The 26,340-nt window shown below is 33.0% G+C and carries 26 protein-coding genes; 15 read left to right on the forward strand and 11 right to left on the reverse strand.

Translation table 11 applies throughout. From position 1 onward, the window contains the following. The first annotated feature begins 53 nt into the window (after positions 1 to 53). The 5 genes from KO493_RS12720 to KO493_RS12740 all read left to right on the forward strand — a co-directional run bounded on the left by KO493_RS12720 (position 54) and on the right by KO493_RS12740 (position 6,912). Positions 54 to 1,013 carry a DUF3078 domain-containing protein gene (locus KO493_RS12720; protein WP_216068346.1) on the forward strand — a complete coding sequence of 320 codons (960 nt, stop codon included), beginning with the start codon at positions 54 to 56 and terminating at the stop codon, positions 1,011 to 1,013. Positions 1,014 to 1,410: 397 nt separating this feature from the next. Beyond that, positions 1,411 to 3,966 (forward strand): adenosylcobalamin-dependent ribonucleoside-diphosphate reductase, encoded by a 2,556-nt coding sequence (locus KO493_RS12725; RefSeq protein WP_216068347.1) that lies wholly within the window; start codon positions 1,411 to 1,413, stop codon positions 3,964 to 3,966. 168 nt (positions 3,967 to 4,134) lie between these two features. Further along, on the forward strand, positions 4,135 to 5,211 hold the full coding sequence (gene prfA / locus KO493_RS12730; RefSeq protein ID WP_216068348.1) for a peptide chain release factor 1: 1,077 nt from the start codon (positions 4,135 to 4,137) through the stop codon (positions 5,209 to 5,211). A 60-nt stretch (positions 5,212 to 5,271) separates the two neighbouring features. Next, entirely contained in the window at positions 5,272 to 6,096 is an 825-nt protein-coding gene (pyrF, locus tag KO493_RS12735) for an orotidine-5'-phosphate decarboxylase (RefSeq protein ID WP_216068349.1), read from the forward strand. Positions 6,097 to 6,105: 9 nt separating this feature from the next. Further along, on the forward strand, positions 6,106 to 6,912 hold the full coding sequence (locus KO493_RS12740) for an ABC transporter substrate-binding protein (protein ID WP_216068350.1): 807 nt from the start codon (positions 6,106 to 6,108) through the stop codon (positions 6,910 to 6,912). A gap of 201 nt (positions 6,913 to 7,113) precedes the next feature. On the opposite strand, the gene KO493_RS12745 is transcribed toward KO493_RS12740, so the two are convergent. The 4 genes from KO493_RS12745 to purU all read right to left on the reverse strand — a co-directional run bounded on the left by KO493_RS12745 (position 7,114) and on the right by purU (position 9,377). Further along, positions 7,114 to 7,302: a Lacal_2735 family protein gene (locus KO493_RS12745; protein WP_252723227.1), complete on the reverse strand. Its 189-nt coding sequence runs from the start codon at positions 7,300 to 7,302 to the stop codon at positions 7,114 to 7,116. 87 nt (positions 7,303 to 7,389) lie between these two features. Then, entirely contained in the window at positions 7,390 to 7,587 is a 198-nt protein-coding gene (locus KO493_RS12750) for a Lacal_2735 family protein (RefSeq protein ID WP_216068351.1), read from the reverse strand. Between the two features lie 156 nt (positions 7,588 to 7,743). Next, positions 7,744 to 8,472 (reverse strand): DUF4197 domain-containing protein, encoded by a 729-nt coding sequence (locus KO493_RS12755; RefSeq protein ID WP_216068352.1) that lies wholly within the window; start codon positions 8,470 to 8,472, stop codon positions 7,744 to 7,746. A 50-nt stretch (positions 8,473 to 8,522) separates the two neighbouring features. Continuing rightward, the gene (gene purU, locus KO493_RS12760; protein ID WP_216068353.1) at positions 8,523 to 9,377 is read right to left on the reverse strand and encodes a formyltetrahydrofolate deformylase; all 855 of its coding nucleotides are present in this window, start codon (positions 9,375 to 9,377) and stop codon (positions 8,523 to 8,525) included. Between the two features lie 147 nt (positions 9,378 to 9,524). On the opposite strand from purU, the gene KO493_RS12765 reads away from it, so the two are divergent. The 3 genes from KO493_RS12765 (at position 9,525) to KO493_RS12775 (ending at position 13,978) form a co-directional block, all read left to right on the forward strand. Then, positions 9,525 to 13,046, forward strand: coding sequence for a methylmalonyl-CoA mutase family protein (locus tag KO493_RS12765; RefSeq protein ID WP_216068354.1), 3,522 nt, complete (start codon positions 9,525 to 9,527; stop codon positions 13,044 to 13,046). A gap of 219 nt (positions 13,047 to 13,265) precedes the next feature. Then, a complete protein-coding gene (locus KO493_RS12770; RefSeq protein ID WP_216068355.1) occupies positions 13,266 to 13,406 on the forward strand; it encodes a hypothetical protein in 141 nt (46 codons plus the stop codon). Positions 13,407 to 13,432: 26 nt separating this feature from the next. Then, entirely contained in the window at positions 13,433 to 13,978 is a 546-nt protein-coding gene (locus KO493_RS12775) for a GNAT family N-acetyltransferase (protein ID WP_216068356.1), read from the forward strand. Between the two features lie 45 nt (positions 13,979 to 14,023). Here the strand turns inward: KO493_RS12775 and KO493_RS12780 are convergent, their stop codons facing one another. Beyond that, positions 14,024 to 14,419, reverse strand: a complete 396-nt coding sequence (locus tag KO493_RS12780) for a hypothetical protein (RefSeq protein WP_216068357.1) — start codon at positions 14,417 to 14,419, stop codon at positions 14,024 to 14,026. 123 nt (positions 14,420 to 14,542) lie between these two features. Between KO493_RS12780 and KO493_RS12785 the strand changes: the two genes are divergently transcribed. Continuing rightward, positions 14,543 to 14,986 (forward strand): Lrp/AsnC family transcriptional regulator, encoded by a 444-nt coding sequence (locus KO493_RS12785; RefSeq protein WP_216068358.1) that lies wholly within the window; start codon positions 14,543 to 14,545, stop codon positions 14,984 to 14,986. A gap of 6 nt (positions 14,987 to 14,992) precedes the next feature. Here the strand turns inward: KO493_RS12785 and KO493_RS12790 are convergent, their stop codons facing one another. Both KO493_RS12790 and KO493_RS12795 read right to left on the reverse strand, forming a co-directional pair. After that, the gene (locus KO493_RS12790; RefSeq protein WP_216068359.1) at positions 14,993 to 15,370 is read right to left on the reverse strand and encodes a VOC family protein; all 378 of its coding nucleotides are present in this window, start codon (positions 15,368 to 15,370) and stop codon (positions 14,993 to 14,995) included. Positions 15,371 to 15,375: 5 nt separating this feature from the next. Further along, complete coding sequence (locus tag KO493_RS12795; RefSeq protein ID WP_216068360.1) at positions 15,376 to 16,350, reverse strand: YpdA family putative bacillithiol disulfide reductase; 975 nt, start codon at positions 16,348 to 16,350, stop codon at positions 15,376 to 15,378. Positions 16,351 to 16,437: 87 nt separating this feature from the next. Between KO493_RS12795 and KO493_RS12800 the strand changes: the two genes are divergently transcribed. Continuing rightward, entirely contained in the window at positions 16,438 to 17,043 is a 606-nt protein-coding gene (locus KO493_RS12800) for a DUF1684 domain-containing protein (RefSeq protein WP_216068361.1), read from the forward strand. Here the strand turns inward: KO493_RS12800 and crcB are convergent. Next, a complete protein-coding gene (gene crcB, locus KO493_RS12805) occupies positions 17,040 to 17,411 on the reverse strand; it encodes a fluoride efflux transporter CrcB (protein WP_216068362.1) in 372 nt (123 codons plus the stop codon). The two genes, KO493_RS12800 and crcB, sit on opposite strands and share 4 nt — an antisense overlap. Positions 17,412 to 17,414: 3 nt before the next feature. Continuing rightward, on the reverse strand, positions 17,415 to 18,437 hold the full coding sequence (locus tag KO493_RS12810) for an SRPBCC family protein (RefSeq protein WP_216068363.1): 1,023 nt from the start codon (positions 18,435 to 18,437) through the stop codon (positions 17,415 to 17,417). Between the two features lie 1,215 nt (positions 18,438 to 19,652). Here KO493_RS12810 and KO493_RS12815 point away from each other — a divergent pair. Then, entirely contained in the window at positions 19,653 to 20,039 is a 387-nt protein-coding gene (locus KO493_RS12815) for a nucleoside triphosphate pyrophosphohydrolase family protein (protein WP_216068364.1), read from the forward strand. Positions 20,040 to 20,091: 52 nt separating this feature from the next. Continuing rightward, positions 20,092 to 20,400, forward strand: coding sequence for a hypothetical protein (locus tag KO493_RS12820; RefSeq protein WP_216068365.1), 309 nt, complete (start codon positions 20,092 to 20,094; stop codon positions 20,398 to 20,400). Between the two features lie 344 nt (positions 20,401 to 20,744). On the opposite strand, the gene KO493_RS12825 is transcribed toward KO493_RS12820, so the two are convergent. Further along, positions 20,745 to 22,772 (reverse strand): ankyrin repeat domain-containing protein, encoded by a 2,028-nt coding sequence (locus KO493_RS12825; protein ID WP_216068366.1) that lies wholly within the window; start codon positions 22,770 to 22,772, stop codon positions 20,745 to 20,747. A 152-nt stretch (positions 22,773 to 22,924) separates the two neighbouring features. Here KO493_RS12825 and KO493_RS12830 point away from each other — a divergent pair, with 152 nt between their 5' ends. The 3 genes from KO493_RS12830 to KO493_RS12840 all read left to right on the forward strand — a co-directional run bounded on the left by KO493_RS12830 (position 22,925) and on the right by KO493_RS12840 (position 24,980). Next, positions 22,925 to 23,149 (forward strand): hypothetical protein, encoded by a 225-nt coding sequence (locus KO493_RS12830; protein WP_216068367.1) that lies wholly within the window; start codon positions 22,925 to 22,927, stop codon positions 23,147 to 23,149. A gap of 373 nt (positions 23,150 to 23,522) precedes the next feature. Beyond that, positions 23,523 to 23,729 (forward strand): hypothetical protein, encoded by a 207-nt coding sequence (locus KO493_RS12835; protein WP_216068368.1) that lies wholly within the window; start codon positions 23,523 to 23,525, stop codon positions 23,727 to 23,729. An 873-nt stretch (positions 23,730 to 24,602) separates the two neighbouring features. Next, the gene (locus tag KO493_RS12840) at positions 24,603 to 24,980 is read left to right on the forward strand and encodes a cupin domain-containing protein (RefSeq protein WP_216068369.1); all 378 of its coding nucleotides are present in this window, start codon (positions 24,603 to 24,605) and stop codon (positions 24,978 to 24,980) included. Between the two features lie 170 nt (positions 24,981 to 25,150). Here KO493_RS12840 and KO493_RS12845 read toward each other — a convergent pair whose 3' ends face one another. Beyond that, positions 25,151 to 26,218, reverse strand: a complete 1,068-nt coding sequence (locus KO493_RS12845; RefSeq protein WP_216068370.1) for a branched-chain amino acid aminotransferase — start codon at positions 26,216 to 26,218, stop codon at positions 25,151 to 25,153. Positions 26,219 to 26,340 lie beyond the last annotated feature (122 nt).

Genomic DNA, 26,340 nt, shown 5'->3' on the forward strand with positions numbered 1-26,340 from the left:
TGGAATGATTGTTGTAGCCAACAGCACTTGTGTAATTTAATTTCTAACACTTCATGAGAATTTTTGTCTTACTAATTGTTTTATTAGGGTTTAATGTTTTATCCGCACAGCCCGATTGGCTATACATTGAAGAAGATAAAGATGATTATAATGGGCCAGAATGGACACAGAAAAATAAACTTTCCTTAGATATTAACGAAGCGGTTTTTGTAAATTGGAATGAAGGGGGTACAAACTCGATCTCGGGACTTTTTGACGCCAAAACCATGCTTAACTATTCCGATAATTATTACGTGTGGAACAATGATGCACATCTTCGTTATGGTGTGAATATGCAAGAGGAGCGTGAGGCTAGGAAAACAGATGACTTGTTCGAGTTGAATTCAAATTTGGGTTTTAAGCCCAACGAGAATTCCGATTGGTTTTATATGGCGCGTTTAAACTTTCGTACGCAATTGTCAAACGGATATAATTATCCCAATACAGATAATCCCATTTCCAAATTTATGGCGCCAGGGTATTTGTTTTTTGGGGGAGGAATGGAATACGGTAAAAACAATAAGAATTTATCATTATACTTCTCACCACTTACGTTAAAAGCAACTTTTGTTTTTGATGATGCTTTAGCAAATTCAGGTGCATTTGGTGTAACACCCGCGGTTTACGATGCGCAGGGTAATGTTATTACGCCTGGAGAGCAAATTCGTCGAGAAGTTGGTGTTTTATTAACGAATACTTACATCAGGAAGTTGGTTAAGAACATTGAAGTGAAAAACCAATTGAGTTTATATTCTGATTACATAAATAATTTTGGCAATATTGATATAGATTGGCGTTTAGATTTCGATTTTAAAGTGAATAGCTTTGTTCGCGCGAATTTTGGTACGCATCTTCGATATGATGATGATATTAAAACTGTAGTACCTTCCGATGTTGAAGGGGAGTTTGATGAAGCCGGCGCAAAAGTGCAGTGGAAACAGTTTTTAGGCGTAGGAATAGCCTTCGATTTTTAATTTTTGCCTACCTTTTCTCGAAAACTAGAGCTCTTGAAATATTGTGTTTTTTTTATAGGATTTTATTTTTAGATATCAAGTTAAATTTATTAAATTAAAAGACTTTTAACTTGAATTTTTGGCTTGTGCTTGATAGTCAAATTACTACCATAATTACGATTTTTCTACTCGTGTTTGGGGGTTTGTTTTTAAAAAATAAAATTTTGTACTTCACAAAAGTATTTTTATAAAATTGTTAACTTTTTAGTGTTGATAAATTGTTAATATATTAACAGTGAGTTGTTTAGTCGTTTTTACTTGTGGACTTTGTGATGATTTTTATTTTTTTAGTTGTATGTTTGTGCTTTATTTGACGCACATTAAATTAATTAATCCAGCTTAAAATCTCAAATTATCCATGAACGAAAAACTCACAAAAGTACCAACTAAAACTTACTCTCAAGAGGAGGCCTTTCAAGCCGCTCTTAAATACTTCAAAAATGACGATTTAGCTGCTAGAGTTTGGCTAAATAAATATGCCTTGAAAGATTCAGACGGGAATATTTTCGAGTTAACACCTAACGATATGCACAAACGTATTGCTAGAGAGATTGCAAGTGTAGAGTCTAAATATCCAAATCCGTTATCGGAAAGTGAGGTTTTTGATTTAATTAAAGATTTTAAATATATCGTACCACAAGGTAGTCCAATGGCAGGAATTGGAAACCCTTTTCAAATAGCGTCATTATCTAACTGTTTTGTAATTGGAAATGATGGTGAATCTGATTCTTATGGCGGCATCATGAAAATCGACCAAGAGCAAGTACAACTTATGAAACGTCGTGGTGGTGTTGGTCACGATTTATCACATATACGCCCAAAAGGATCTGCGGTTAAAAATTCAGCGTTAACTTCAACTGGAATTGTGCCTTTTATGGAGCGCTATTCAAATTCTACAAGAGAGGTTGCTCAAGATGGAAGACGTGGGGCATTAATGCTTTCAGTTTCTATTAATCACCCAGATTCGGAAGATTTTATCAATGCTAAACTAGAGCAAGGTAAAGTAACAGGAGCTAATGTTTCTGTAAGAATTGATGATGAATTTATGAAGGCTGTAAAAGCTGGAAAAGAATACACACAGAAATATCCAATTTTTAGTTCAAACCCAAAATTTTCTAAATCTATTGATGCGAATGCTTTATGGAAGAAAATCGTTCATAACGCATGGAAATCTGCAGAGCCAGGTATTTTATTTTGGGATACTATTATTAATGAGTCGGTTCCAGATTGTTATGCAGATTTAGGTTATAAAACGGTTTCCACTAATCCTTGTGGGGAGATTCCATTATGTCCTTATGATTCATGTCGCTTATTAGCAATTAACTTATTCTCTTATGTTGACCATCCATTTACGGATAAAGCGAAATTCAACTTCGAATTGTTTAAAAAACATGTGGCTGCTGCACAGCGTATCATGGATGATATTATTGATTTAGAACTTTTAAAAATCGATAATATTATTAGAAAGATTGATGAAGATCCAGAGCAAGATGAGGTAAAGCGAACAGAGAAAAATTTATGGTTAAATATTCAGCGTAAAGCAGAAGAAGGCCGTAGAACTGGTGTTGGTATTACTGCTGAAGGTGATATGTTAGCTGCTTTAGGTATAAAATACGGAAGTGAAGCAGGAAACGCTTTTTCTTTAGAAGTGCACAAAACTATTGCTATTGAAGCATACCGTGCTTCTGTACATTTAGCTAAAGAACGTGGTGCATTCGGGATTTTTGATGCCGATCGCGAAAAAAATAATCCTTTTATTCAGCGTTTAAAAGAAGCGGATGATAAGTTATATTATGAAATGCTTGAATATGGTAGACGTAATATTGCGTTATTAACAATTGCGCCTACAGGGACAACAAGTTTAATGACACAAACAACTTCTGGAATTGAGCCTGTATTTATGCCGGTTTATAAGAGAAGAAGAAAAGTAAATCCAAATGATAAAGAAGTTCGCGTGGATTTTGTTGATGAAGTTGGTGATTCGTGGGAAGAATACGTTGTTTTTCACCACCGTTTTAAACAGTGGATGGAAGTAAATGGTATCGATACATCTGTGAATTATTCTCAAGATGAAATTAACGAACTTATTAAAAAGTCTCCTTATTATGGAGCGACTTCAAACGATGTTGATTGGTTAAGCAAAGTAAGCATGCAAGGAGCTATTCAGAAATGGGTAGATCACTCGATAAGTGTTACGATCAATCTGCCAAACGATGTTTCAGAAGATTTGGTTGGTGATTTATACCTAAAAGCATGGGAAGTTGGCTGTAAAGGAGTAACGGTTTATAGAGATGGATCACGTTCTGGTGTTCTAATTTCTAACGATGAAAAGAAAAAAGAAAAGAAGGATGATGAATTCACGATATTTCCAACTAAGCGCCCGCAATCTCTAGAAGCTGATGTCGTGCGTTTTCAAAATAGTAAAGAAAAATGGATTGCCTTTATAGGTATCATTGATGGAAAACCATATGAGGTTTTCACTGGCCTTGCTGATGATGAGGATGGTATTTTAATTCCACGTTGGGTAAACAAGGGAACCATTATTAAAAACCGAAGTGAAGATGGTGTAAGACGATACGATTTTCAATATAAAAACACAAGAGGTTATAAAACGACCATTGAAGGTTTATCACATAAATTTAACCCAGAATTCTGGAATTATGCGAAACTAATTTCAAGTACTCTGCGTCATGGTATGCCAATCGATAAAATTGTAGATTTAATTAATAGTTTACAATTAGATAGCGAGTCTATCAACACATGGAAAAACGGTGTGGTACGCGCATTAAAACGTTATGTAGAAGACGGAACAAAAGCAAAAGGTCAAGAATGTGATAATTGTAAGTCTGAAAACTTAATTTATCAAGAAGGCTGTTTAACTTGTAAGGATTGTGGTTCTTCTAAGTGTGGATAAATTACAATAAAGTAAATTAATGAAAAGGAGGCTGTAATGAGTCTCCTTTTTCGTTTTGTAGATTGAGGTAGATGTTTTTTGTCTTAAAAACATAAAATTTAAACAAGAGTTCAAGACATAGAAAATTCATAAATTATCGTATTTTTGACTTCCAATTAAAAAAGGCAGATGTTAGAGAAATTACAAATTGTAAAGCAACGTTTTGATGAGGTGAGTGATTTAATCATTCAGCCAGATATTATCTCCGATCAAAAGCGTTATGTAGAGCTAAATAGAGAATATAAAGATTTACGCATCCTTATGGATAAGCGTGAAGAATACTTAGAGTGCACTAATAATTTAGCTGAAGCTGAAGAAATTATTGCCGATGGAAGTGATGCAGAAATGGTTGAAATGGCCAAAATGCAATATGAAGAAGCAAAGGAGGGTATTACACGATTGGAAGAAGAAATAAAAGTACTTTTAATACCAAAAGATCCCGAAGATTCTAAAAATGCTGTGGTTGAATTGCGTGCAGGAACAGGTGGTGATGAGGCAAGTATTTTTGCAGGTGATTTATTTAGAATGTACACCAAATACTGTGAAGGTAGAGGTTGGAAAGTGGATACTGTAGATTTCTCTGAAGGGACTAATGGTGGCTTTAAAGAAATTCAATTTGAGGTTACTGGTGATGATGTTTACGGGACTTTAAAATTTGAAGCAGGTGTGCATCGTGTACAACGTGTGCCACAAACAGAAACTCAAGGCCGTGTGCATACTAGTGCAGCAACTGTAATGGTGTTTCCAGAGGCTGAAGAATTTGATGTTGAAATAAACCCGAAAGATGTACGTATCGATTTTTTCTGTTCTTCAGGGCCAGGAGGGCAGTCTGTAAATACAACGTACTCGGCAGTGCGTTTAACGCATATTCCAACAGGATTAGTTGCTCAATGTCAAGATCAAAAATCTCAGCATAAAAATAAAGAAAAAGCCTTTAAGGTATTACGTTCGCGTTTATATGACTTAGAGTTGGCCAAAAAGATGGAGGAAGATGCTGCATTACGTGGTACTATGGTAACTAGTGGTGATAGAAGTGCTAAGATTAGAACATATAACTATTCTCAAGGACGTGTAACCGACCATAGAATTGGATTGACACTTTACGATTTATCAAACATTGTGAATGGAGATATTCAAAAAATTATTGATGAATTGCAATTGGCTGAAAACACTGAAAAGTTAAAAGCTAATAGCGATCAAATATAATAATACAATTAGAGTAAGCGCATAACAGTTTCCTCTTTTGGAGGATTAAGGAGGATTACCATGACAACAAATCAGTTAGTAGAAGAAATCAAGAATAAAAAATCCTTTCTATGTATCGGATTGGATGTTGATTTAAATAAAATTCCAGAACACCTATTAAAGGAAGAAGATCCTATTTTTGCCTTTAATAAAGCGATTATAGATGCCACACACCACTTGTGTGTTGCCTATAAACCAAATACCGCTTTTTACGAAGCTTATGGTTTAAAGGGGTGGAAAGCCTTAGGGAAGACTATCAATTATTTAAATGAAAACCATCCTGAAATTTTCACAATTGCTGATGCCAAGCGTGGTGATATTGGGAATACCAGTACGATGTATGCGAAAGCGTTCTTTGAAGATTTGGCATTCGATTCGGTAACGGTAGCGCCTTATATGGGAAAAGACTCAGTAGAACCTTTTTTAGCTTTTGAAAACAAGCATACCATACTTTTAGCGTTAACTTCTAATCAAGGCGCTTTCGATTTTCAGACAAAAACCATTGAAGGCAAAGAAGTGTACAAGCAGGTTTTAGAAACTTCAAAAACATGGACCAATTCTGAAAACTTAATGTACGTGGTCGGTGCTACTAAAGCTGAATATTTAGCAGACATTAGAAATATTATACCAAATAGCTTTTTATTGGTTCCTGGTGTTGGCGCTCAAGGCGGAAATTTACAAGACGTATGTAAATATGGAATGAACGATTCTGTTGGCTTGCTAATCAATTCTTCACGTGGTATTATTTATGCTTCTAAAGAAACTGATTTCGCTCAAGCTGCTGCGCAAAAGTCTGAAGAACTTCAAAAAGAAATGGCTGAGATCTTAAATGCGGCATCATTATAAAATGATGTCATGCAAATTACAGATCAACTTCACAGAATCCTTCATATTCAAAAAACACCAAAACGCATTGTGTCACTGGTTCCAAGCCAGACAGAATTACTTTGTGATTTAGGGTTGAAAGATAGCTTAGTTGGTGTGACTAAATTTTGCGTGCATCCAAATACTATTCGTAAGGAAGTTGCGATTGTTGGAGGTACCAAACAAGTTCATTTAGATAAAATAAAAGCGCTTCAGCCGGATATTATCCTGTGCAATAAAGAGGAAAACACAAAAGAAATTGTTGAAGCTTGTGCGCAAATCTCTAAGGTACATGTGTCTGATATTTTTACTATAGAGGATGGTTTAGAACTAATTCAGCAGTATGGAGCTATCTTTGAATGTTCAGATAAGGCTTCAAGAATCATAGAAAAGATTTCTAGTGAATTTGAAAATTTTCAGCAGTTTGTAAAGGATGAGCCTACCATGTCTGTAGCTTATTTTATTTGGAAAAACCCGTGGATGGTCGCAGCAAATAATACGTTTATAAATTATTTACTAAAAGTGAATAGATTTGAAAATGTGTTTGAACACAAAAATAGGTATCCAGAAATAGAGTTCTCTAGTTCTGGAGCCATTGTAAAAGCAGATTTAATTTTGTTGTCTTCTGAACCTTTTCCTTTTAATGAAATTCATCAAAAAGAGGTACAAGAAATTATCACCGATGCTAGAGTAAAACTCGTAGATGGCGAAATGTTCTCTTGGTATGGTTCAAGACTCATGATGGCGTTTCAGTATTTTAAAACGCTCCGTTTAAATCTTCAGCATACTCAACTTTAGTTCTGTCTTCAACAAAGTTTGCAATTCTATTTTCTAATTCTTTTAAGCTAAGTAATTTATTTAAATTAGGCTTAATTTTTCCTACGCGACAAAAGTGAGGGTTCATAACTTTTAATTTTTTTTGTTTATACAAAATACGTGAAAATCACTTATTTAGATGTTTTTTTAAGGTTAAAAAAATGATAATTTATAATTACAACTTCAATACCTTAATTGATTAGTTGTTAAATAATTTAAATTGTTTGCTTCATTAAGCAGTTTAATAGCTCTAAATTCTAAAATATCACTTATAGCAGAGTCTATTTGTCTGAAATTATAGGCTTGTTCCATAAGTTGCTTATAATTTTTTATTAATTTAATTTGTTGCTTTTTTATATAACTAGTATTCATGATGTTAAATTATTGTTTATTAGACAATCTACGAGCAAGTTTGATGCCTTGTATGTCTAATAAAAGTTAAATATATGGTAAAAAATACTAGTTAATTGATTTCCGCTGTTCTCGGTATAGATATTTTAATCTATTTAATTTGTTTAACAGTTTTATTGCACGATATTCAGATATATCACTTAATGCGCAATCGGTTTGTCGAAAATTATACGCCTGTTCCACAAGAGTTTTATAGTCTTTATGAAGTTTGTCTTCGTGAAGTTTTATGGCGTCAAATCGATTCATTGCTGTTGCTTGATTTACAGTCAGTTAAATATACATTTTTTTTATTTAAAATGATAATTTGTTAGAAAATTTTTAATCTAATTTCAATAAATTTTTAAAGCATAAAAAAACCGAATGACTTTTCATTCGGTTTTAATTAATTAATAATGGGGTGTTTTAGTCCTGTAAAGCAAATACTTTCTTTAAAAGGTCGGTACTTCTAGAGCTGTATTTAGTTCTTATTTCTTTTTCTTCAACTTCTATCATCGTGTAAACCCCTTTTAGCGCTTCACCCGTCACATAGTCAGTTAAATCTGGGTTAACATTATCTGTAAAAGGGATACTGTTATATTTGTTGATTAAATTAGACCAAATTTTATCTGCTCCAACTTTATCGAATGAGTTTTTAATAACAGGATTAAATTTATTGTAAAGTGAAGATCTAGTTTTTGTCACCAAATAATTTGTTGCAGCATTATCGCTTCCTGTTAAAATGCCTTTCGCATCGTTAAAGGTGATGCCTTTGACTGCATCAACAAAAATAGGTGTGGCTTCTTTTACGGCATCTTCAGCGGCTCTGTTTAGAGCTTTTATACCTTCATCTGCCAAACTGCCAAGGCCAATTTTACGAAGTCCGTCATCTACTTTTTGTAGTTCTTTAGGCAAAAGAATTTTGACCATATTATTACCATAGAAGCCATCAATTTGAGTCAACTTGGTAACTTGTTTTTCGATACCTAGGTCTAATGCTTGTCTTAAACCTGCCGCGACATCTGCATTTCCAATAGAGCCTAAGCTACCATTAGTTCCAGTTTGTGTTTGTGGAAGTTGATTAGCAACCTGTTGTAATTCCGCGCAAGCTGTCATATTTAATACTAGTGTAATGGCTATTAATTTACGTATCATAGGTGTGTTTTAATTATGAATAATACTACTGTATGGTTTTCTTTAATTTTTTAAGTAAAAATGACCGTTTTATTATTATATACCATAACTTTTCTATTGGCATGAAGCTTTACGGCATTAGCCAATACTACTTTTTCTAGATCACGACCTTTAGCGATTAAGTCGGAAATGGCATGCGTATGGGTAACCCGAGTCACATCTTGTTCGATAATTGGACCAGCATCTAACTCTTCTGTGACATAATGGCTGGTTGCTCCAATAATTTTAACACCACGCTTGTAAGCTGAATGATAGGGTTTTGCACCAACAAATGCCGGTAAAAACGAATGGTGAATATTTATTATTTTGTTAGGGTATTTGCTTATCATTCTATCGGATATGATTTGCATATAACGCGCCAAAACTATAAAATCTACTTGATGTGCTTCTAACAACTCCAATTGTTTGTTTTCAGCCTCCTTTTTTGTTTCTTTAGTAACTGGAATATGATAAAAAGGAATGTTGAAATTTGCAGCGATATGCTCTAAATCTCTATGATTACTAACTATAAAAGGTATTTCTAAATTGAGTTCTCCAGAATTATATCGTCCTAATAAATCATATAAGCAATGATCATATTTAGATATGAATAAGGCCATTTTTGGCTTTTTTTCAGAAGAATAAATGCGCCATTTCATATTGAAAGTTTCCGCTAATTCTTTTTTAAAGGAAGCTTTAAAGTCTGTCGTAATAAATGATTCAGGATTAAATTCACTTTCCAGACGCATAAAGAAGATGTCTTGTTCGCGATCCACATATTGATCAATATAAACAATGTTTCCGCCTTTGTTCGCTATAAAGTTTGTAATGGACGCGATAATATTAGGTTTATCCTTACAATGTATAAGTATGGTTATTTTCGTCATTAGAATTTTGATCTTTAATACGCTCAAAATTAGCTTAAAATTGTAAAAGACTAAACAAAGAATCTAGTTTTAGATAATATCAAGTAAATGGTTGGTTTTTTTGATTATTTCGTAAATTGCCGGACTTAAATAAGAGAATCTTTACGAATGAATCAGCAAGCAATTTATAAGCCAAAACATAAAATAAGAATCGTTACAGCAGCATCCCTTTTCGATGGGCATGATGCTTCCATAAATGTAATGCGACGTATCATCCAAGCTACTGGAGTTGAGGTGATTCATTTAGGTCATGATAGGAGCGTAGAAGAGGTAGTAAATACCGCTATTCAAGAAGATGTGAATGCGATTTGCTTAACGTCATATCAAGGAGGTCACAACGAATATTTCAAATATATGTTCGATCTTTTAAAAGAAAGAGGTGCCGAACATATTAAAATCTTTGGTGGCGGGGGTGGCGTTATATTGCCGTCGGAGATTAAAGCGTTAATGGATTACGGTATCACGCGTATTTATTCGCCCGATGATGGTCGTGAGATGGGACTTCAAGGGATGATTAATGATTTGGTTCAACAATCTGATTCCCCACTTAATCTCCCTAAAGGGGAGAAACAGCATACCGGAAAGGTGTGTAATCAAGATGGCTCCTGGTTAATTGAACTTGGACCAGAAAAAGTTAAAGAAAACTTACTAAATAAAGAAGTTAATACGATTGCTAGGTTAATTTCATTAGCAGAGAATAATCATGAAGATTTTGATAAAATATTTAATAATCAGCGTAAAATTTCCTCCCCTTCAAAGAGGTCTGGTGGGGCATCTAGCCCTGTTCTTGGAATAACAGGAACAGGGGGTGCAGGAAAATCCAGTTTGGTAGACGAACTGGTTAGACGCTTTTTATTGGATTTCCCAGATAAAACCATAGGAATTATTTCTGTAGACCCTTCAAAACGAAAAACTGGAGGAGCCCTTTTGGGAGATCGAATTCGCATGAATGCCATTAATAATAGTCGTGTTTATATGCGAAGTTTGGCCACGCGTCAATCTAACCTGGCACTTTCAAAACATGTGAATGAAGCGGTTGAAGTTTTAAAAGCTGCCGAGTACGATTTAATTATTTTAGAAACTTCAGGAATTGGGCAATCGGATACCGAAATTATCGAACATTCGAATGTATCACTTTATGTCATGACTCCTGAGTTTGGAGCGGCGACTCAACTCGAGAAAATTGATATGCTTGATTTTGCCGATTTAGTAGCTATTAATAAGTTTGATAAGCGGGGTTCGTTAGATGCTTTACGTGATGTGAAAAAGCAATATATGCGGAATAATCTGCTTTGGGATGTTCCACAAGATGAATTGCCGGTGTTTGGGACTATCGCATCTCAGTTTAACGATCCAGGAATGAACACGCTTTACAAGGCAATTATCAACAAGTTGGTCGAAAAAACTGAAGTTGTTTTAGATTCTAATGCAGTAGTTTCAAGCCAAGAAAGCGAAAAGATATTCGTGATTCCACCGGCTAGAACACGTTATCTTTCTGAGATTTCAGAAAATAATAGAGCTTTTGACAAAACAGTAAATGAACAGGTTGATGTTGCTCAAAAATTATATGGTATTTTCAAAACGATATGTACTGTTATTAATGTTTCTAAAAAGGAGGATGAATGGTCTTTTATTGGCAAACTAAGATTAAACGATGAAGCAATTTTAGAATTTTCTAACGCAGATAACAAAGATTTTGTAAACCTGCTTATTGCCGAATTCGACAGGGTGAAAATGAACCTTGATCCCTACAATTGGGAGATTCTAATTGGCTGGAACGAGAAAGTGAATACATATAAAAATCCGATTTACAGCTTTAAGGTTCGTGATCGCGAAATTAAGATTGAAACCCACACCGAATCTTTGTCGCACACACAGATTCCTAAAGTAGCTTTTCCTAAGTACCAAGCTTGGGGTGATGTTTTAAGGTGGTGTTTACAAGAAAATGTACCTGGCGAATTTCCTTTCACTTCGGGATTGTATCCTTTTAAAAGGAAAGGAGAAGATCCAGCACGTATGTTTGCGGGTGAGGGGAGTCCAGAACGGACTAATAAACGCTTTCACTATGTAAGCCAGGGTATGCCTGCCAAGCGATTATCTACGGCTTTCGATAGTGTGACGCTTTATGGAAATGATCCTGATAGTAGACCTGATATTTATGGTAAAATAGGAAATGCTGGTGTGTCTATTTGTTGTTTAGATGATGCTAAAAAACTATATTCTGGTTTTAATTTAGCTCATGAAATGACCTCGGTAAGTATGACTATCAATGGTCCTGCTCCAATGTTATTGGGGTATTTTATGAATGCGGCTATCGATCAGCAATGTGAAATATACATTAAAGAAAACGGCTTAGAAAAAGAGGTGGAAGCTAAAATTTCTAAGCTATATAAGGAAGAAAATCGTCCAAAATACAACGGAAACCTTCCTGAAGGTAACAATGGTTTAGGTTTAATGCTTTTAGGTGTTACGGGCGACCAAGTTTTGCCAAGTGATCTATATCAAGATATTAAGGTTAAAACCATAGCACAGGTTCGAGGAACGGTACAAGCGGATATTTTAAAGGAAGATCAAGCACAGAACACCTGTATCTTTTCAACAGAATTTGCTTTACGTCTCATGGGAGATGTTCAGGAGTATTTTATTGAAAATAATGTTCGAAACTTTTATTCGGTGTCTATTTCTGGGTATCATATCGCTGAAGCTGGTGCCAACCCCATTACACAATTAGCGCTCACCTTATCTAATGGTTTCACTTACGTGGAATATTATTTAAGTCGTGGCATGGATATTAATAAATTCGGACCTAATTTATCATTCTTTTTCTCAAATGGCGTAGATCCTGAATATGCTGTAATAGGTAGGGTAGCACGAAAAATTTGGGCTAAAGCGATGAAACATAAGTATGGTGCAAATGCTAGAGCGCAAATGCTAAAATACCATATTCAAACTTCCGGTCGCAGTTTACATGCTCAGGAAATTGATTTTAATGACATTCGTACTACCCTACAAGCGTTGTATGCGATTTACGATAATTGTAATTCATTACACACCAATGCATACGATGAAGCGATTACAACCCCAACAGAAGAGTCTGTTCGTCGTGCGATGGCCATACAGTTAATCATCAATAAAGAATTAGGTTTAACAAAAAATGAAAACCCAATTCAAGGTTCTTTTATTATTGAAGAATTGACCGATTTAGTGGAAGAAGCCGTCTTAGTTGAGTTTGATAGAATAAACGAGCGTGGTGGTGTTTTAGGAGCTATGGAAACCATGTACCAACGTAGTAAAATACAAGAAGAAAGTTTGTATTATGAAACCTTAAAACACAACGGTGAATTTCCAATTATTGGTGTGAATACGTTTTTAAGTAGCAAAGGATCTCCAACGGTTTTACCTGCGGAAGTGATTCGCGCCACAGAAGAAGAAAAACAATTCCAAATTAAAACCTTAGAAAATCTACATCAGGCAAACGATACAGAAAACTTACTGAAAGATTTACAGCATAAAGCCGTTAATAATGAAAATATATTTGAAGCTTTAATGGAGGTTTGTAAAGTGTGTTCCTTAGGAGAGATAACAAATGCTTTGTTTAAAGTTGGTGGTCAATACAGACGGAATATGTAATTGATTTGGTGTAAGTCATTAAAATACAGGTTGTTATTTGTGTTTGTGTCGAAGAGGAGATGATTTCACCCCGTTTTTTTACAATAAATAACAGATTATAGAAAAATCATAACGCTTAGTCTAATAATTAAGCGTTATTTTTTTGATTTATAATTCTAGGTTTAAATTGGTTTTTCTGAAGCTATTAATTTAGTGTTGTTTAACCAAAAATTTACTCCTATGGAATCTAACTTAAAGTACAAGTTTAAAAGACGTTCTAAAAGCTATTTAGACTGGTTAGTTTATACTGTAAAATCTGAAAAATATTATTTAGCGGAAGGTTGCATCATGAATAATAAAAAGGGAATGTTTATGCATTGAAGCCATATTTTTTTAAAATACAATTAATGAGTCAATATAAAATATTTGAAACTGAAAGATTAATATTAAAACCAGTTTCAGAAGAAGATGCAAAATTTATTTTGGAATTGTTTAATACGCCGAAATGGATTGCATATATAGGTGATAGAAATGTGAAGACTATTGGAGATGCCAAAAATTATATTAGAGAAAAAATGTTGCCTCAACTTCATAGTCTAGGCTATTCCAATTACATCTTAACCCAAAAAGAAGACTCTAGTAAAATAGGGACTTGCGGACTCTATGACAGGGAAGGACTTGATGGTATTGATATCGGGTTTGCATTTCTGCCACAATATGAAAAGAAAGGGGTTGCATACGAATCTGCAAATAAATTGAAACATATTGGATTTTCTGAGATTGGACTTACACGTATAAATGCTATTACTAGAAAAGATAATATGTCGTCTCAAAAATTATTGAAAAAATTGGGCATGATTCCCGAAGGAACAACAAATCTTCCAAATGATGAAGTCGAATGGTTGCTTTTTAAGATTGAAAAAGAACAATTTATAGCCCAAGAAAGCCAGTAATAAAAATTATAAGTATTTATGAAATATACCTATTGTTTGACGAACCTATAAGGTAAGCATCCAATGGTTCTGAAGTTTTTTGAATTTTTTTAATTCACTTCTAAGAATAGGTAAAAAATCCTTTCCATTACTGTTAGAACGTTCTAAACGGTACGAGTTTTTATAAAGTTTATTCGTAAGTTTTCTTAAAGACTCAATATGTTTGTATTTAATTTCAGAATGTCTTTGCATTTCTGCATTAAGAATTTCTGGCGCTAAAGAATTGGATTGTTGAATGATATCTCCTGAGAAATATATATGATGATTCTCGCTACCATCTTGATTTAGAGGTGATAAGTCGTTGTTTAGGTAGGTTGAAATGCTTTGCGATAGTGTTAAAATCTCCAAAGCTTTCTGATAAATCGGTAATTCCGATAGATTTAGTGGGATATTAGACGACATAATTATTTTTTCAAAGCATTTTTTTCAAAATTACTCACAAGCAAGGAGAATCGTCTTTAATTTTTAAGGTGTTTTTGTATATTTGCTTTAATATTTAATTTATTATAGTTAAAATACATTAAAATGATTATTGATTCGCTTAACCGTAAAATATTGAAATGTTTACAGCAAAATGCACGACTGTCAAACGCAGAAATTGGTAGGCAAGTTGGTATCAGTTCACCCGCTGTTTCCGAGCGTATAAAAAAGATGGAAGATATAGGAGTTATTGAAGGTTATAAAACGATAGTGTCACCTTTTGAAATTGGATACCAATTAAAAGCGATTATCACTTTAAGAGCCTTTATGGGGAAATTGCGGCCGTTTTTAGAAAAGGTTAAAACCTACGATGAAGTTATTAATTGTTATCGAATTACAGGTGATGAAAATATTGTAATGGAAGTCGTTTTGAAAAACCAAAAGCATTTAGAGACTTTTATAGACCAGCTTATTACCTATGGTGAATCGAAAACTCAAATTGTATTATCTAATGTTGTAAAACAAAAGGAAGTTATACCTATTAAATAATGACATCTATTTTAATTTCCATGGGGGATCCTTTCTGTTTTTTCCTGCAAAATATAAAATAATACGATTGCCATCAGGATCGTTTATATGTGCCTCACGCCATAACCAAGGCATATCTGTTGGTAACTGATTAAAAACAAGGCCTTTCTTTTGTAGTTTCTTCACGTACTCATCTAATGAGGCTTCTTCAAAATAAACAGTAACTCCTGGGCCTTTTGGTAAAATTTCAACCTCATGAATAGAAAATGTGGCATCACCTTGAGGACAGGCAAATCTTGCGTATTTTGAATGGGTAAATACAATAAGATTTAAACCTAAATTTTTATAAAATGCTACAGATTTTTCCACATTTAATGAAGGTATGGTGACTTGATTTAAATTCATGTGCGTTAGAATTGGAGGTTATCTAAATGTTCGGCAATAAGTTTGGCATGAATTCTTGAGTTTTCAATAAACCATTTGTGAGTTTCCTTGCCACCACAAACAACACCAGCTAAATAGAGTCCGCTTACATTCGACTCCATAGTTTTTGGGTTGTATTGCGGGATGTTTTTACCATCGGAAGAAAGCATAACGCCGCTGTTTTTCAATAAATCAAAATTTGGTAGATAGCCCGTTAAGGCGATTACAAAATCATTAGAAATGGTGAGGTTTTCGTTTTCTTTCTTAATCATAACTTCATTTTTCTTTATTTCAGTTATTTCAGCATTAAAATGCACCTTGATGCTTCCTTCTTCAATACGGTTTATAATGTCTGGACGTACCCAATATTTCACGCGATCACCAATTTCTTTACCTCTTATTACCATGGTCACATATCCGCCTTTACGCCAGATTTCTAATGCAGCATCTACTGCCGAATTGCTAGCTCCAACAACCACAACATTTTGTAAAGCATAGTTATGTGCTTCCTTATAATAGTGGGTTACTTTATTTAAATCCTCACCAGGAATCTTCAATAGTTTTGGGATGTCATAAAAGCCTGTGCAAACAATCACTTTTTTAGAATGGTATATGGTTTTATCTGTTTTAATTGTAAACTTTTCAGCAGACTTTATAATACTTTCTACCGTTTCGAACAAACTTATATTTAACGCGTTGGATGTGGTAACACGACGATAATATTCTAAAGCTTCATCTCTATTAGGCTTAGGGTTGTTGCTGATAAAAGGGATATCATTAATTTCAAGTTTTTCTGAAGTAGAAAAGAAAGTCATATTTTTTGGATAGTTAAAAAGCGAATTCGTTAGGGCGCCCTTTTCAATAACCGAATAATGCCATTTTCTTTTTTCACATTCTAATGCGCACGCAATCCCTATAGGACCAGCTCCAATAATAATGATGTCAAAATAGTCTTCTTTCAAAATGTGTGTTTTTCTTTTTGTGTTTTTTTGATTAATCAAAACTATCTAAAACATTTGGAAATTGTATTTTTAGGGATAAAAAAAATAATGAAAATCAAGATAGTTATAATCTTCGCTATGATATCCTTTTTTAGTTGTGAGCAAAAAAAGCGTATTATAAAAGGAGACACCCCGTATCAAAGACACCAGAATGGTGATTTTAAAGATGCTTCAAAATCACCATTAAAATCTAAAGATTTAAAGCATTTCGAGGGTTTAGATTTTTTTAAACAAGATTCAACATATGTCGTAAACGCAAGTCTAGAACGCAATCTTGATACAATATGGTTTAAAATGAAAACCACGACAGACCGTGTTTCAGAAGAACGTATTTATGGTGTTTTGTCATTTGAATTAAAAGGAAAAACCTATAACCTAAACATTTATCAAGGTAAAGAAACCATGACGCAAGAGGGCTTAGAAGATTATTTGTTTTTACCCTTTATAGATGAAACGAATGGTTTTGAAACCTATGGTGGCGGACGTTATATTGACGCGCAGATACCAAAAGGAGATCGTATAATTATAGACTTTAACAAGGCTTATAATCCTTATTGTGCTTACAATGAAGCTTTTTCTTGTCCGATTGTACCAAGAGAAAACTATTTAAAAACGCGAATAGAAGCAGGCGTGAAAACTTTTAAAAAAAATTAAAAACTTTTCGCTAAAAACATCCCCAGAAATACGAGTAAAAAGCCTACTATAAAACTAACACAGGTATAAACAGCGAAACTAAAAAAGTCACCAGATTTTAAAAATAGATGGTTTTCGTAAACAAATGTTGAAAAGGTGGTAAACCCTCCACAAAAACCAGTTGCTATTAAGAGTGTATGATTTTGATTTATGGCGTCGTGTTTAGCGGCCATACCCAAAATAACCCCTATAAAAAAGCTACCTAATATATTCGCTAGAAACGTACCATAGGGAATCCCTGTTTCGATACTATTGAGTTGTTTTCCTATAAGGTACCTTAGTACACTACCAAAACCTCCACCAACAAATACAAGTAATAAATTCTTCATAATTTATTTTACAGCAATATAAATTTCTGTAATCCAATCTGAAGGATTTGGTGTTGTACTTCGGTTTGTAAGATAGGCTTCTAGCATGGGTCCGTTTTCGCTAAATTCATAACCGTTTTCAGGAATGTATTTCATGGCTGTCTCCCAAGCTTCTTTTAAGTTGTCATAATCACCTTTTAATGTTGTTTTTATCGCTTTAAAGGCTTCTAGGTGTCCTGTTAAAATATCAACATCGTTAGAAATTATTTTTTCAGTAGTGGGAATACAACATGAGAAAATTGCAGCATTGTTTTCAGTATCCCATTTTAAATAGTTAACAAAAGGTGCACCAGCCATTTTAATATTGTTTTTTGTCGCATAATTGGCTATTTGAGGCATCATTATTTCCATTTTTCGTGAAAGATCAGATATTTTGCATGAGGTCGTGTTATAGATATAATACCCACCACCATGCTCTGTAAGTCCGTTTACAATCACACTATACGCTCGCATACTTGCTGTTACAATACTATCTAATTTAAACAAGCCTCTGTCAAAATCTGGCGACGTATTTTCTTCAATGGAACCAGCAAAAGTTGTATACATTTTAGTCATGAAATCTTGCTTCCCATCCATAGCCCAAGTTACTTTAGTGCCACCTTCAGTAGGCTCGAAAGTCCAACCAATGTTCGATTTAGACTTAAAAGGTTCTATGAATTCAATCGCTTGTGAAATCGATTTGTTTTTTTGAACAGTAAGCGTTGTCATTTTTCCTTCACCTAAGATTTCTCCTTTCCAAGCATAACCTGCGTCTACACCAGAAGTTTTGTCCTCGTAAGATAACGTGGCATCAGGTTCTTGCTCTATCCAAGGTGAAAAATTAGGCCAGTTTTTATAATCGTTCACCTCATTATAAATTATGGAAGCCGGAGCTTTAATAATGCGACTTCTATTGAAACTAAATTCATTCGGTTGAACCGCAATATATATAGCGGTTCCGATGAAAATAATGAGTAAAAAAAATAAAATAAACTTAAAGACTTTCATTTGGTCGTTTTTTAGCGGTTTCCTATATCAAAGATACTCATTTTAATTTCTTACTAAGGAAATTCATACCTACCAGTTCTAAGACTGTTATTTTTAGAGGTAAAAATCATTAGCGTATTTTAATTTATAAGTGTATTCTGATAAAATGCGACTAAAAACAATTTTAGAAGGTGAAGCTTCCCATGTCTTGTTTAACAATTCTGATATTAAAAGGTAAATCAAGCAAAGGGAGTTGATAATGTGGCACGATCTGTAGTTAATTTCTATGGACAAATGTTACTAATGCAGATGTAGAACGATTCTATAAGTCAAAGACTTCTTCCAACCCCGAAAAGCCATTGTCTTATGGAATAAATTCACAATTGATTAAAGAAAAAGGGGGTATAAGAGCGGGATTGTAAATCCTGTTTTAGTTGCAAAGAAAAATGATCAAGGAGAAATTACAAAAATTACTGTAACACAGCCAAAAACTTTTGAAAGCCGGATGTTAGAATATAGTGAAAATTATAGTTTTCTTCCAGGAGTAAATTAGGCTAGAAATTAAAACTAGGTGTAAATAAAAAGACAGAACCTTAATCAAGGTTCTGTCTTTTTATTTACACTAAATATTAGTAAAATGATATTAATAACAATAAGCGCACTTAAAATTAATATAACAGTCATCTTTGGTTGATTTAAGTTGGTTTTATTAAAAGATGTCAAATTGCTAAAAGGGTTGCGTCTAAAGTATCATTTTTTTTATAAAAAGGCTTGTTTTTTAATGAATTATCGATAAAACACGGGTTTTGTAATTATTTAAAAAAGAATTTTATAGCCGAAATAAGTGCGATAAACCCAATAAAAGCAATAAGCATCCAGTAACTTCCAGAATAGAAACGCTTATGTAGTTTAAAATCTTTTCTATACGTGTAGGCAATTATTATAGCGAAAACTATAAAAAATAAAACTCCGAAAATGATTTGGCCTTTACTGAACATATAATATTTTTATGCAAATTTAAGGAATTAGAAACCATTTTCTAATTTAATACCATTTTAACCATATAATATAACGTCGTATATAACTTGTTTCTTTTACGCCCATATTTCAATATAAAATAAAACCGTAGCTAATGCTATGCTTGAATTTTACTATGTTATCTGAGCAAAAAATAATTCAAATTAAAAATTCGACATTATACAGTTAAATTGGCATAATTAAACTCAAATACATCATATGAAAAATAAAATTGAAGCTGTTAAAGCATTTCACACGGCATTTAAAATAGGACACCTAGAATCTCCAAAAGCAGATTTGGGCATTGATAAAAATACACTGCGGTTCAATTTAATGAAAGAGGAAAATGAAGAATATCTGGAGGCGGCCAATAATAATAATGCGGTTGAAGTTGCCGATGCTTTAGGGGATATGCTTTATATTTTATGCGGAACCATTATTGAACATGGTATGCAGCACAAAATTGAGGAAGTTTTTGATGAAATTCAGCGTAGTAATATGAGTAAGTTGGGTAAAGATGGTGAACCTATTTATCGTGAAGATGGTAAAGTGTTAAAAGGGCCGAATTACTTTAAGCCTAATATTAAATCTATTTTAGATAAGTAGGTAGAAGACGTGTTATGTAAAAGCTTGTTCGTGGCCTTTAAAAATAAAAACCTTGAAAAAACTTATTTATTTACTAATTCTGACTTTAGGAACGACTTCTTGTAGTTCTGACGATGAGAACATTAATAACACATATGCATTTATTGCGGAATATTCAACAAAAGTAACCGTTGGCGGTGTTATTGGAATATCTGATCGAACTTTTAAAATTGGTGAAAAATATACAGGAGTTAACCAAGGTAATAACGTTATTACATTAAGAATTGCAGAGCATTCCGAATTAAATAATGATTGTCCGAATAGTTGGTGTTATCAAGAATTATTAGATGTTCCTAGTGAATTCTTGAAATTAATAGAGTGAATATTGCATAAATAGTTGGATAAAAAAATATGGACTGATGCATTAATAATTATAGAGATGAGTAGATAATTTCTTATATATAAACTCCGTATAAAAATGAAAATGCTGTATATAGTACTATTGTCCCTTCGAGCCCAGTCGAGAACTTTTCGGTGCTAAAAATTGGTTCTCGATTGGGCTCGACCTGACATTCGGCAAAACTCAACTTAAAAGTATGTAACTAGTTACTGAGCTCTAAATAATTATTTTGTTTTGGCCTAATTCGTGAAATCCTGAATAATTTCTTAATAAAAAGTGTCATCTTGTTTTAAATTCTTCATAACAGAAAATTCTTATTGTTTGATTTATACATAAGTAAATGTAAATTCTTTACCTCCATCGTGTTCCGATTGAATAATTTCTACGGTATCTTTTTTATTTAGAGCTTTAAACGCATCAAGTTTAACCACTTTACTTATAACACTTTCATATATTTTTTGTGTCGGAATGTAGTAGATCTCATTATAGTGGTCTAACTCATAGCCGTTATCACAATAAACGTAGTATGGCCTTGTAAGGGTATTGTCGTTATGATCAAAATCCCACTCCATATTAAGCCTTCCTAAAGGATCTTTTGTAGTCGCTAAAATCCTCTTAAATAAATCATCATAAACGGGAATCCATATGTTTATAAAATCAACATCAAAGGGTTTGTAGCCATCTTGTTTTAAATAGCCTATCTCGGAATAGACCATTCGTAACATGTGACCTAAATCGTTAAAACTGCGTGTTTCGACCGAACGGACTTTATCATTTTCAATTATAAAATCATACTCATTGTTGCATCGCGAATAGAACGTTACAATTTCATCTTCTTTTTTAAAAGTGAGATATAACACCTTATTATTTGAAAAATCCATGAGTGTTTTAAAAATATTAGTATTTCTAATTGTATCAAAATTACAATCATTAAAATCTGAAGCTTTATAAGCTTTGCTTAATGCTAGCGCCGATAGGTTAATGGTATTATCAATATCATTATTAATTGAAGCTAAGCAGGCGACATTAAAAAACATGAATCCCGCTTTGGTTTCTCTTGTGCTTTTAGCTTTTTCAACAAATTCAAAAACATCTTCAAACCCTTCTTTGTGTTTGTTTAATTTATCGTAAGCGACGACAACATGGCCAATGGTATTCGCTGCAGGATCGTTAGTTGGAATAAACTCATTTTTAAACTGATTCCATATTTCGAGTGCTTTTTGGAATTCTCCACTTACTACATAAATGAATACTATGTTATCTAACAGGTAGTTATTAATCCCAAATTTTTTAATCCCCAATAAACCATATTTGGTAGCAGTTTTAATAGCTCCAATTTTACGATAAGCAACAGAAGCAGTGTGCAGGGTTTCCCAATTGGCTTCTTCAAGTGGTAATTCTTCAAACCAGGTTATAATTTCACTATAATTCATATTCACTAAAAAGAAAGCAATCATGGACTTTATAACTGTAGGCGTTTTGTTGGTTTCAATAGCATCCATAAAAAGACTGATAACCTCCTTATTATTTGTTTTAATCGTCAAATCAAGAGTTGTTGTGCCGTCTTTAAAAACCTGATCATATTTTGCTCCAATGGATAATAGATATTTCGCAATTAGTGGTACACGTCCATATATCGCATGATGTAGTGCCGTCCATCCATGTTTTGTGGACTCCTCATTATTTACAGAAATATGGATATCGGCTCCAAGTTTTATATATTTTTTAACAGCTTCAACATAGGCTTCATTGTTTGACGCTTCCAAACAAAAATGCATTAATGACGTTATTCCTTTAGTGTTTACTGAATTGATATCTAAACCTTTTTCTACTAAGAAGGCTAATGCTTTTGGAGATTTTTCAATATAGTGAAGTATGCTATTTCCTCTTTTATCAATAAAAGTATAATTAAAACCTTTTTCTATTATAAGTTTAATAAATACAAAGGAGAAGTCATCTGCTTGCTCCAGTGATAATAATTCTAGAGTTCTATTGAAGACACTAAGAATGTTGCTTCCTCTTTTAGATAACTCATTAAAATTAATACCCTTTATATTAAGAACTCTTTTAAGCAACACTTGGTCACCCTGTAAACCTTCAACGAAATCGAAAAACTTAGGCAAACCACCCAAGCCACTTTTTACATTGACATTAAAACCAAGTGATACGAACTTTTCCATGGCTTCAATTTTAAATTCTGCATATTTTATTGTCTCATGAACCTTCTCGTGATTGATGTCTAAACCCTTTTCAATCAGTGCTTCAAGTTGGGTAAATTCATTGTAGAAATATGCTAGGTAAACCGAATTTGAAATCTCCCGTTCATTAAATTCTGTAGGCTCATAAATGTTCATCTAAAAATGCTTTTAAATTGAAAACATAAATTTAAACTTTGCCTTTAATATGAGGACTTTTTTCACAAAAAAAGTATTGAGAATAATTAACGATTTAGTTAAATCTATCGTGTAAGTTATAATGGAAAAATACTACCTTAAAATATGGTAACATGCGCCTAAATTCAAAACCCTTTCAGATTTTCTATTCGATTTGCATTTGCTATATTGAGGCTTCAGTAAATAAGGAAACCTTAAACCAACAGGTGTATAGGTTTGTTAAAAAAAATGCAAACGTTAGTAGTGCTGTTACTTTTTTAACAACAACCGATACCAATGGAGCCACTAGGGAGGATGAAGAAAATGTATTGAAATATGTTAACAGTAACTTATTATAAAAGCAAAAACAATAGCGTATGATTACCATTTAAACGTTTCACTTATAGGGGAATAGTAAACTCGATTTGCGATTAATAAACTTTTTTTAATGAAGGTTTTATTCTTTAATCAGGATTTCATTAATTTATGATTTGTATACCATAGCAGAATCAATTAAAACACGATCTAAACATGAGGAACCGGGGTTATCATATAACTTTTGACAAAGCATATTATTTTCCTAAAAATAATTTCATACAAAGAGGTAGTCAATACGGATCTTGGTCTTTGAATCCTATTGAGGATTGTGAATTGTAGTTTGGAGGGGTATTGCAGAATAAACTCAATCACCTCGTTTCATTTGAACAAAGTTTTTTAGTAAACGAACTAGAGTTGAAAGGCCAAATATTTGGAATCAATTTTGAGGACTTTTTTAATGTTCAAATAAATGGAGATAATCTTTATTATAGTCACCTTGAAAATGGTAAAATAGAACGTGTAAACAAAGCCATCGAAATTGGAATAAAATATTCTAATCATCCATTAAAGGAAACAAAAATTAAAGTGGCTAAAACCCCAGAATCACTTCTTAATCAGTAATGGGAGGGTAACTGTAATAAAATAGGAGGGGACCCCGTGTGGGTGCAAAATCCCGAGTTTTTAAATTGTCCTATTTGTCAAAATAAAATGACATTTATATTTCAATTAGATAGCGGTATACCAGATTTAAATTCAAATAATGATTATGAAATTTTGTTTGGAAATGATGGAGTCTGTTATGTATTTTGGTGTGATGATCATAAAATTAGTGGGTGTTTATGGCAGTCAACTTAGAACAATTGTAATCTTTTACTGAGCATATTTGAGTTGTAATTCTATTGCTATCAATTTAATTTACAGGTTTTTATAGCGTTGTGTTTTCTCTGGAGAAATCATTTTTAATAAATATTTTTTTCGGCTCACTTTGCAAAAATCTCCTAATTTTATTTTTTCTCCTTTAACGTGGGTTTTGTATTTATGGAGGTGTTAAAACTATCCTAAGTAATAAGTCTTCACAACTAATTATGTCTAGAATTGAATTATTTTTTCGTAAATTTGTAGGACTAAAATTAACAAGTAGTAATTTATAGATTTACGTTTTAGAAGCTTCTGAATTTGTTAATATTTATAAAGGAATCGTTACAGTTTAAATAGCATTTTTCTACCAAAAAAATGTTAAACAAGAATAATTGTAACGCGTATAATATTTGTGACTAAACAACAGCCTTATTGATTAAAAACTTTTAGATTAAAAAGTACAAAAGCCAAACCTCTACCATTATTAATTACTAAATGAAGTCATCCAAACTAAATTGTTAGATGATTTTAAGAAAATAAAAACGAATTAATGAAGTATAAGGGTTAGAAAATTTCTAATTTTTACTTCTCTAATTAAATTACATAAATAGTATATAATACAAAATTTTTAAAAAAATGGAAAGATTTAGTGAAAAGTACGTTATCACAAAAGACATGGAATGGGAACAACTTGGTGGAGGCGTATCAAGAAAATTCTTAGGATACGATAACCAAATCATGATGGTGAGCGTGAAATTTGAAAAAGGGGCATTAGGTGCACCACATCAACATTTTCATACACAGGCTACTTATGTTGTTTCAGGTAAATTTGAATTTGAAATTGACGGAGAAAAGAGTATAGTAGAAGCTGGAGATGGTGTGTATATTGAGCCAAATTTATTACATAGCGCAGTTTGTCTAGAAGAAGGACAATTAATTGATACATTTAGCCCAGTAAGAGAAGATTTCTTAACTGGTGTAGGCCCATCTTATTTTGGAGATAAAGAAGAGTAGGCTTAATTGATTTAAAAGCTCTAAATTTTAATACGAGATTTATTTCGTTTAGAATGCATAAAAAAAGAGGTTGTTTGAAAAAACAACCTCTTTTTTTTAGAGTAAAACCTAAACGTTATAGTTTTTAAAAAGAAAATCGCCTAAAAATTTCTCTTTAGACGATTGCTTTTTTATTTTACCTCATAACGCCATCCAAAAGGATCTTCGGCTTTATTCGTTTGTATATCTGTAATACGTTTTTTTAAGAAACTCGCATAAGTATCATCAATTTTTGGAATGTCATAGTCTTCTTCTTTATATCCAAAACCTGAAATAGGAGAAATAACAGCAGCGGTTCCAGCCCCAAACATTTCTTTTAACGATCCGTTTTTTGCAGCTTCAACAACTTCAGCAACTGTAAGTTTTCTAACTTCAACAGGAATGTTTTCAGATTTAGCTAATTCAATAATACTTTTACGTGTAATCCCATCAAGAATTCTATCACTTGTTGGTCCCGTAATTAAAGTGTCATTAATACGAACAAAAATGTTCATAGCTCCAGCTTCTTCAATGTACTCATGTGTGTTGTCATCGGTCCAAATAACTTGTTGGTAACCTTTTTCAACGGCTAATTGAGTTGGATAAAACTGTCCGGCATAATTACCACCAGCCTTAGCGAAACCTACACCACCATTGGCAGAACGTGAATATTTTTCTTCAATTAAAACTTTAACGTCTCCCGCAAAGTAAGATCCTGAAGGCGCCGTACAAATAATAAATTTATATTCATCGGCTGGCGACGCATGGAACCCGTTTCCAGATGCAAAAACAAAAGGTCTTATATATAATGAACTTCCTTCTTTAGTAGGAATCCAATCCTTATCAACTTCTAACAAGGCTTTTAAACCATCCATGAAATAATTTTCAGGAAGTTCAGGAATTGCCAATCGTTTAGACGAAATATTAATACGTTTAAAATTGTCTATAGGGCGAAATAACCAGACTTTTTCATCGGCATCTTTATAGGCTTTCATACCTTCAAAGACCGATTGTCCATAATGGAAAATTTTAGCAGAAGGATCTAAAGTAATGCCTTGATATGGAATGACTTTAGGCGCTTGCCATTTACCGTCTTTAAAGCTGCATTCTAACATGTGATCAGAAAAAACATGTCCGAATTTTAAATTATCAAAATCTACATCATTTATTTTTGTAGTTTCCGATTTTATAATCTCGATGTCGTTGATTATAGCACTCATAGTCTCGTGTTTTTATAGGGCAAATTTAAACAAATTCGTCTTTAAAAAATGCTATATTTACAACAAATCATGGATTCTTTTATTTTTTTTGAGGCGAATTGATTAAAAAACGACTTTTCACT

The sequence above is a fragment of the Pseudotamlana agarivorans genome, assembly GCF_018860245.1.
Taxonomy (GTDB): Bacteria; Bacteroidota; Bacteroidia; order Flavobacteriales; family Flavobacteriaceae; genus Pseudotamlana; species Pseudotamlana agarivorans_A.

Bases quoted from the DNA above. Each gene is read 5' to 3' on its own strand.
- KO493_RS12780 (WP_216068357.1), bottom strand. From the start codon at position 14,419: ATGTCGTCTAATATCCCACTAAATCTATCGGAATTACCGATTTATCAG.
- KO493_RS12840 (WP_216068369.1), top strand. From the start codon at position 24,603: ATGGAAAGATTTAGTGAAAAGTACGTTATCACAAAAGACATGGAATGG.
- KO493_RS12845 (WP_216068370.1), bottom strand. From the start codon at position 26,218: ATGAGTGCTATAATCAACGACATCGAGATTATAAAATCGGAAACTACA.
- crcB (WP_216068362.1), bottom strand. From the start codon at position 17,411: ATGAAGAATTTATTACTTGTATTTGTTGGTGGAGGTTTTGGTAGTGTA.
- KO493_RS12745 (WP_252723227.1), bottom strand. From the start codon at position 7,302: ATGAATACTAGTTATATAAAAAAGCAACAAATTAAATTAATAAAAAAT.
- KO493_RS12720 (WP_216068346.1), top strand. From the start codon at position 54: ATGAGAATTTTTGTCTTACTAATTGTTTTATTAGGGTTTAATGTTTTA.
- prfA (WP_216068348.1), top strand. From the start codon at position 4,135: ATGTTAGAGAAATTACAAATTGTAAAGCAACGTTTTGATGAGGTGAGT.
- KO493_RS12800 (WP_216068361.1), top strand. From the start codon at position 16,438: ATGAAAATCAAGATAGTTATAATCTTCGCTATGATATCCTTTTTTAGT.
- purU (WP_216068353.1), bottom strand. From the start codon at position 9,377: ATGACGAAAATAACCATACTTATACATTGTAAGGATAAACCTAATATT.
- KO493_RS12725 (WP_216068347.1), top strand. From the start codon at position 1,411: ATGAACGAAAAACTCACAAAAGTACCAACTAAAACTTACTCTCAAGAG.
- KO493_RS12825 (WP_216068366.1), bottom strand. From the start codon at position 22,772: ATGAACATTTATGAGCCTACAGAATTTAATGAACGGGAGATTTCAAAT.
- KO493_RS12790 (WP_216068359.1), bottom strand. From the start codon at position 15,370: ATGAATTTAAATCAAGTCACCATACCTTCATTAAATGTGGAAAAATCT.
- KO493_RS12765 (WP_216068354.1), top strand. From the start codon at position 9,525: ATGAATCAGCAAGCAATTTATAAGCCAAAACATAAAATAAGAATCGTT.
- KO493_RS12830 (WP_216068367.1), top strand. From the start codon at position 22,925: ATGCGCCTAAATTCAAAACCCTTTCAGATTTTCTATTCGATTTGCATT.
- KO493_RS12810 (WP_216068363.1), bottom strand. From the start codon at position 18,437: ATGAAAGTCTTTAAGTTTATTTTATTTTTTTTACTCATTATTTTCATC.
- KO493_RS12775 (WP_216068356.1), top strand. From the start codon at position 13,433: ATGAGTCAATATAAAATATTTGAAACTGAAAGATTAATATTAAAACCA.
- KO493_RS12740 (WP_216068350.1), top strand. From the start codon at position 6,106: ATGCAAATTACAGATCAACTTCACAGAATCCTTCATATTCAAAAAACA.
- KO493_RS12815 (WP_216068364.1), top strand. From the start codon at position 19,653: ATGAAAAATAAAATTGAAGCTGTTAAAGCATTTCACACGGCATTTAAA.
- KO493_RS12770 (WP_216068355.1), top strand. From the start codon at position 13,266: ATGGAATCTAACTTAAAGTACAAGTTTAAAAGACGTTCTAAAAGCTAT.
- KO493_RS12750 (WP_216068351.1), bottom strand. From the start codon at position 7,587: ATGAATCGATTTGACGCCATAAAACTTCACGAAGACAAACTTCATAAA.
- KO493_RS12755 (WP_216068352.1), bottom strand. From the start codon at position 8,472: ATGATACGTAAATTAATAGCCATTACACTAGTATTAAATATGACAGCT.
- pyrF (WP_216068349.1), top strand. From the start codon at position 5,272: ATGACAACAAATCAGTTAGTAGAAGAAATCAAGAATAAAAAATCCTTT.
- KO493_RS12785 (WP_216068358.1), top strand. From the start codon at position 14,543: ATGATTATTGATTCGCTTAACCGTAAAATATTGAAATGTTTACAGCAA.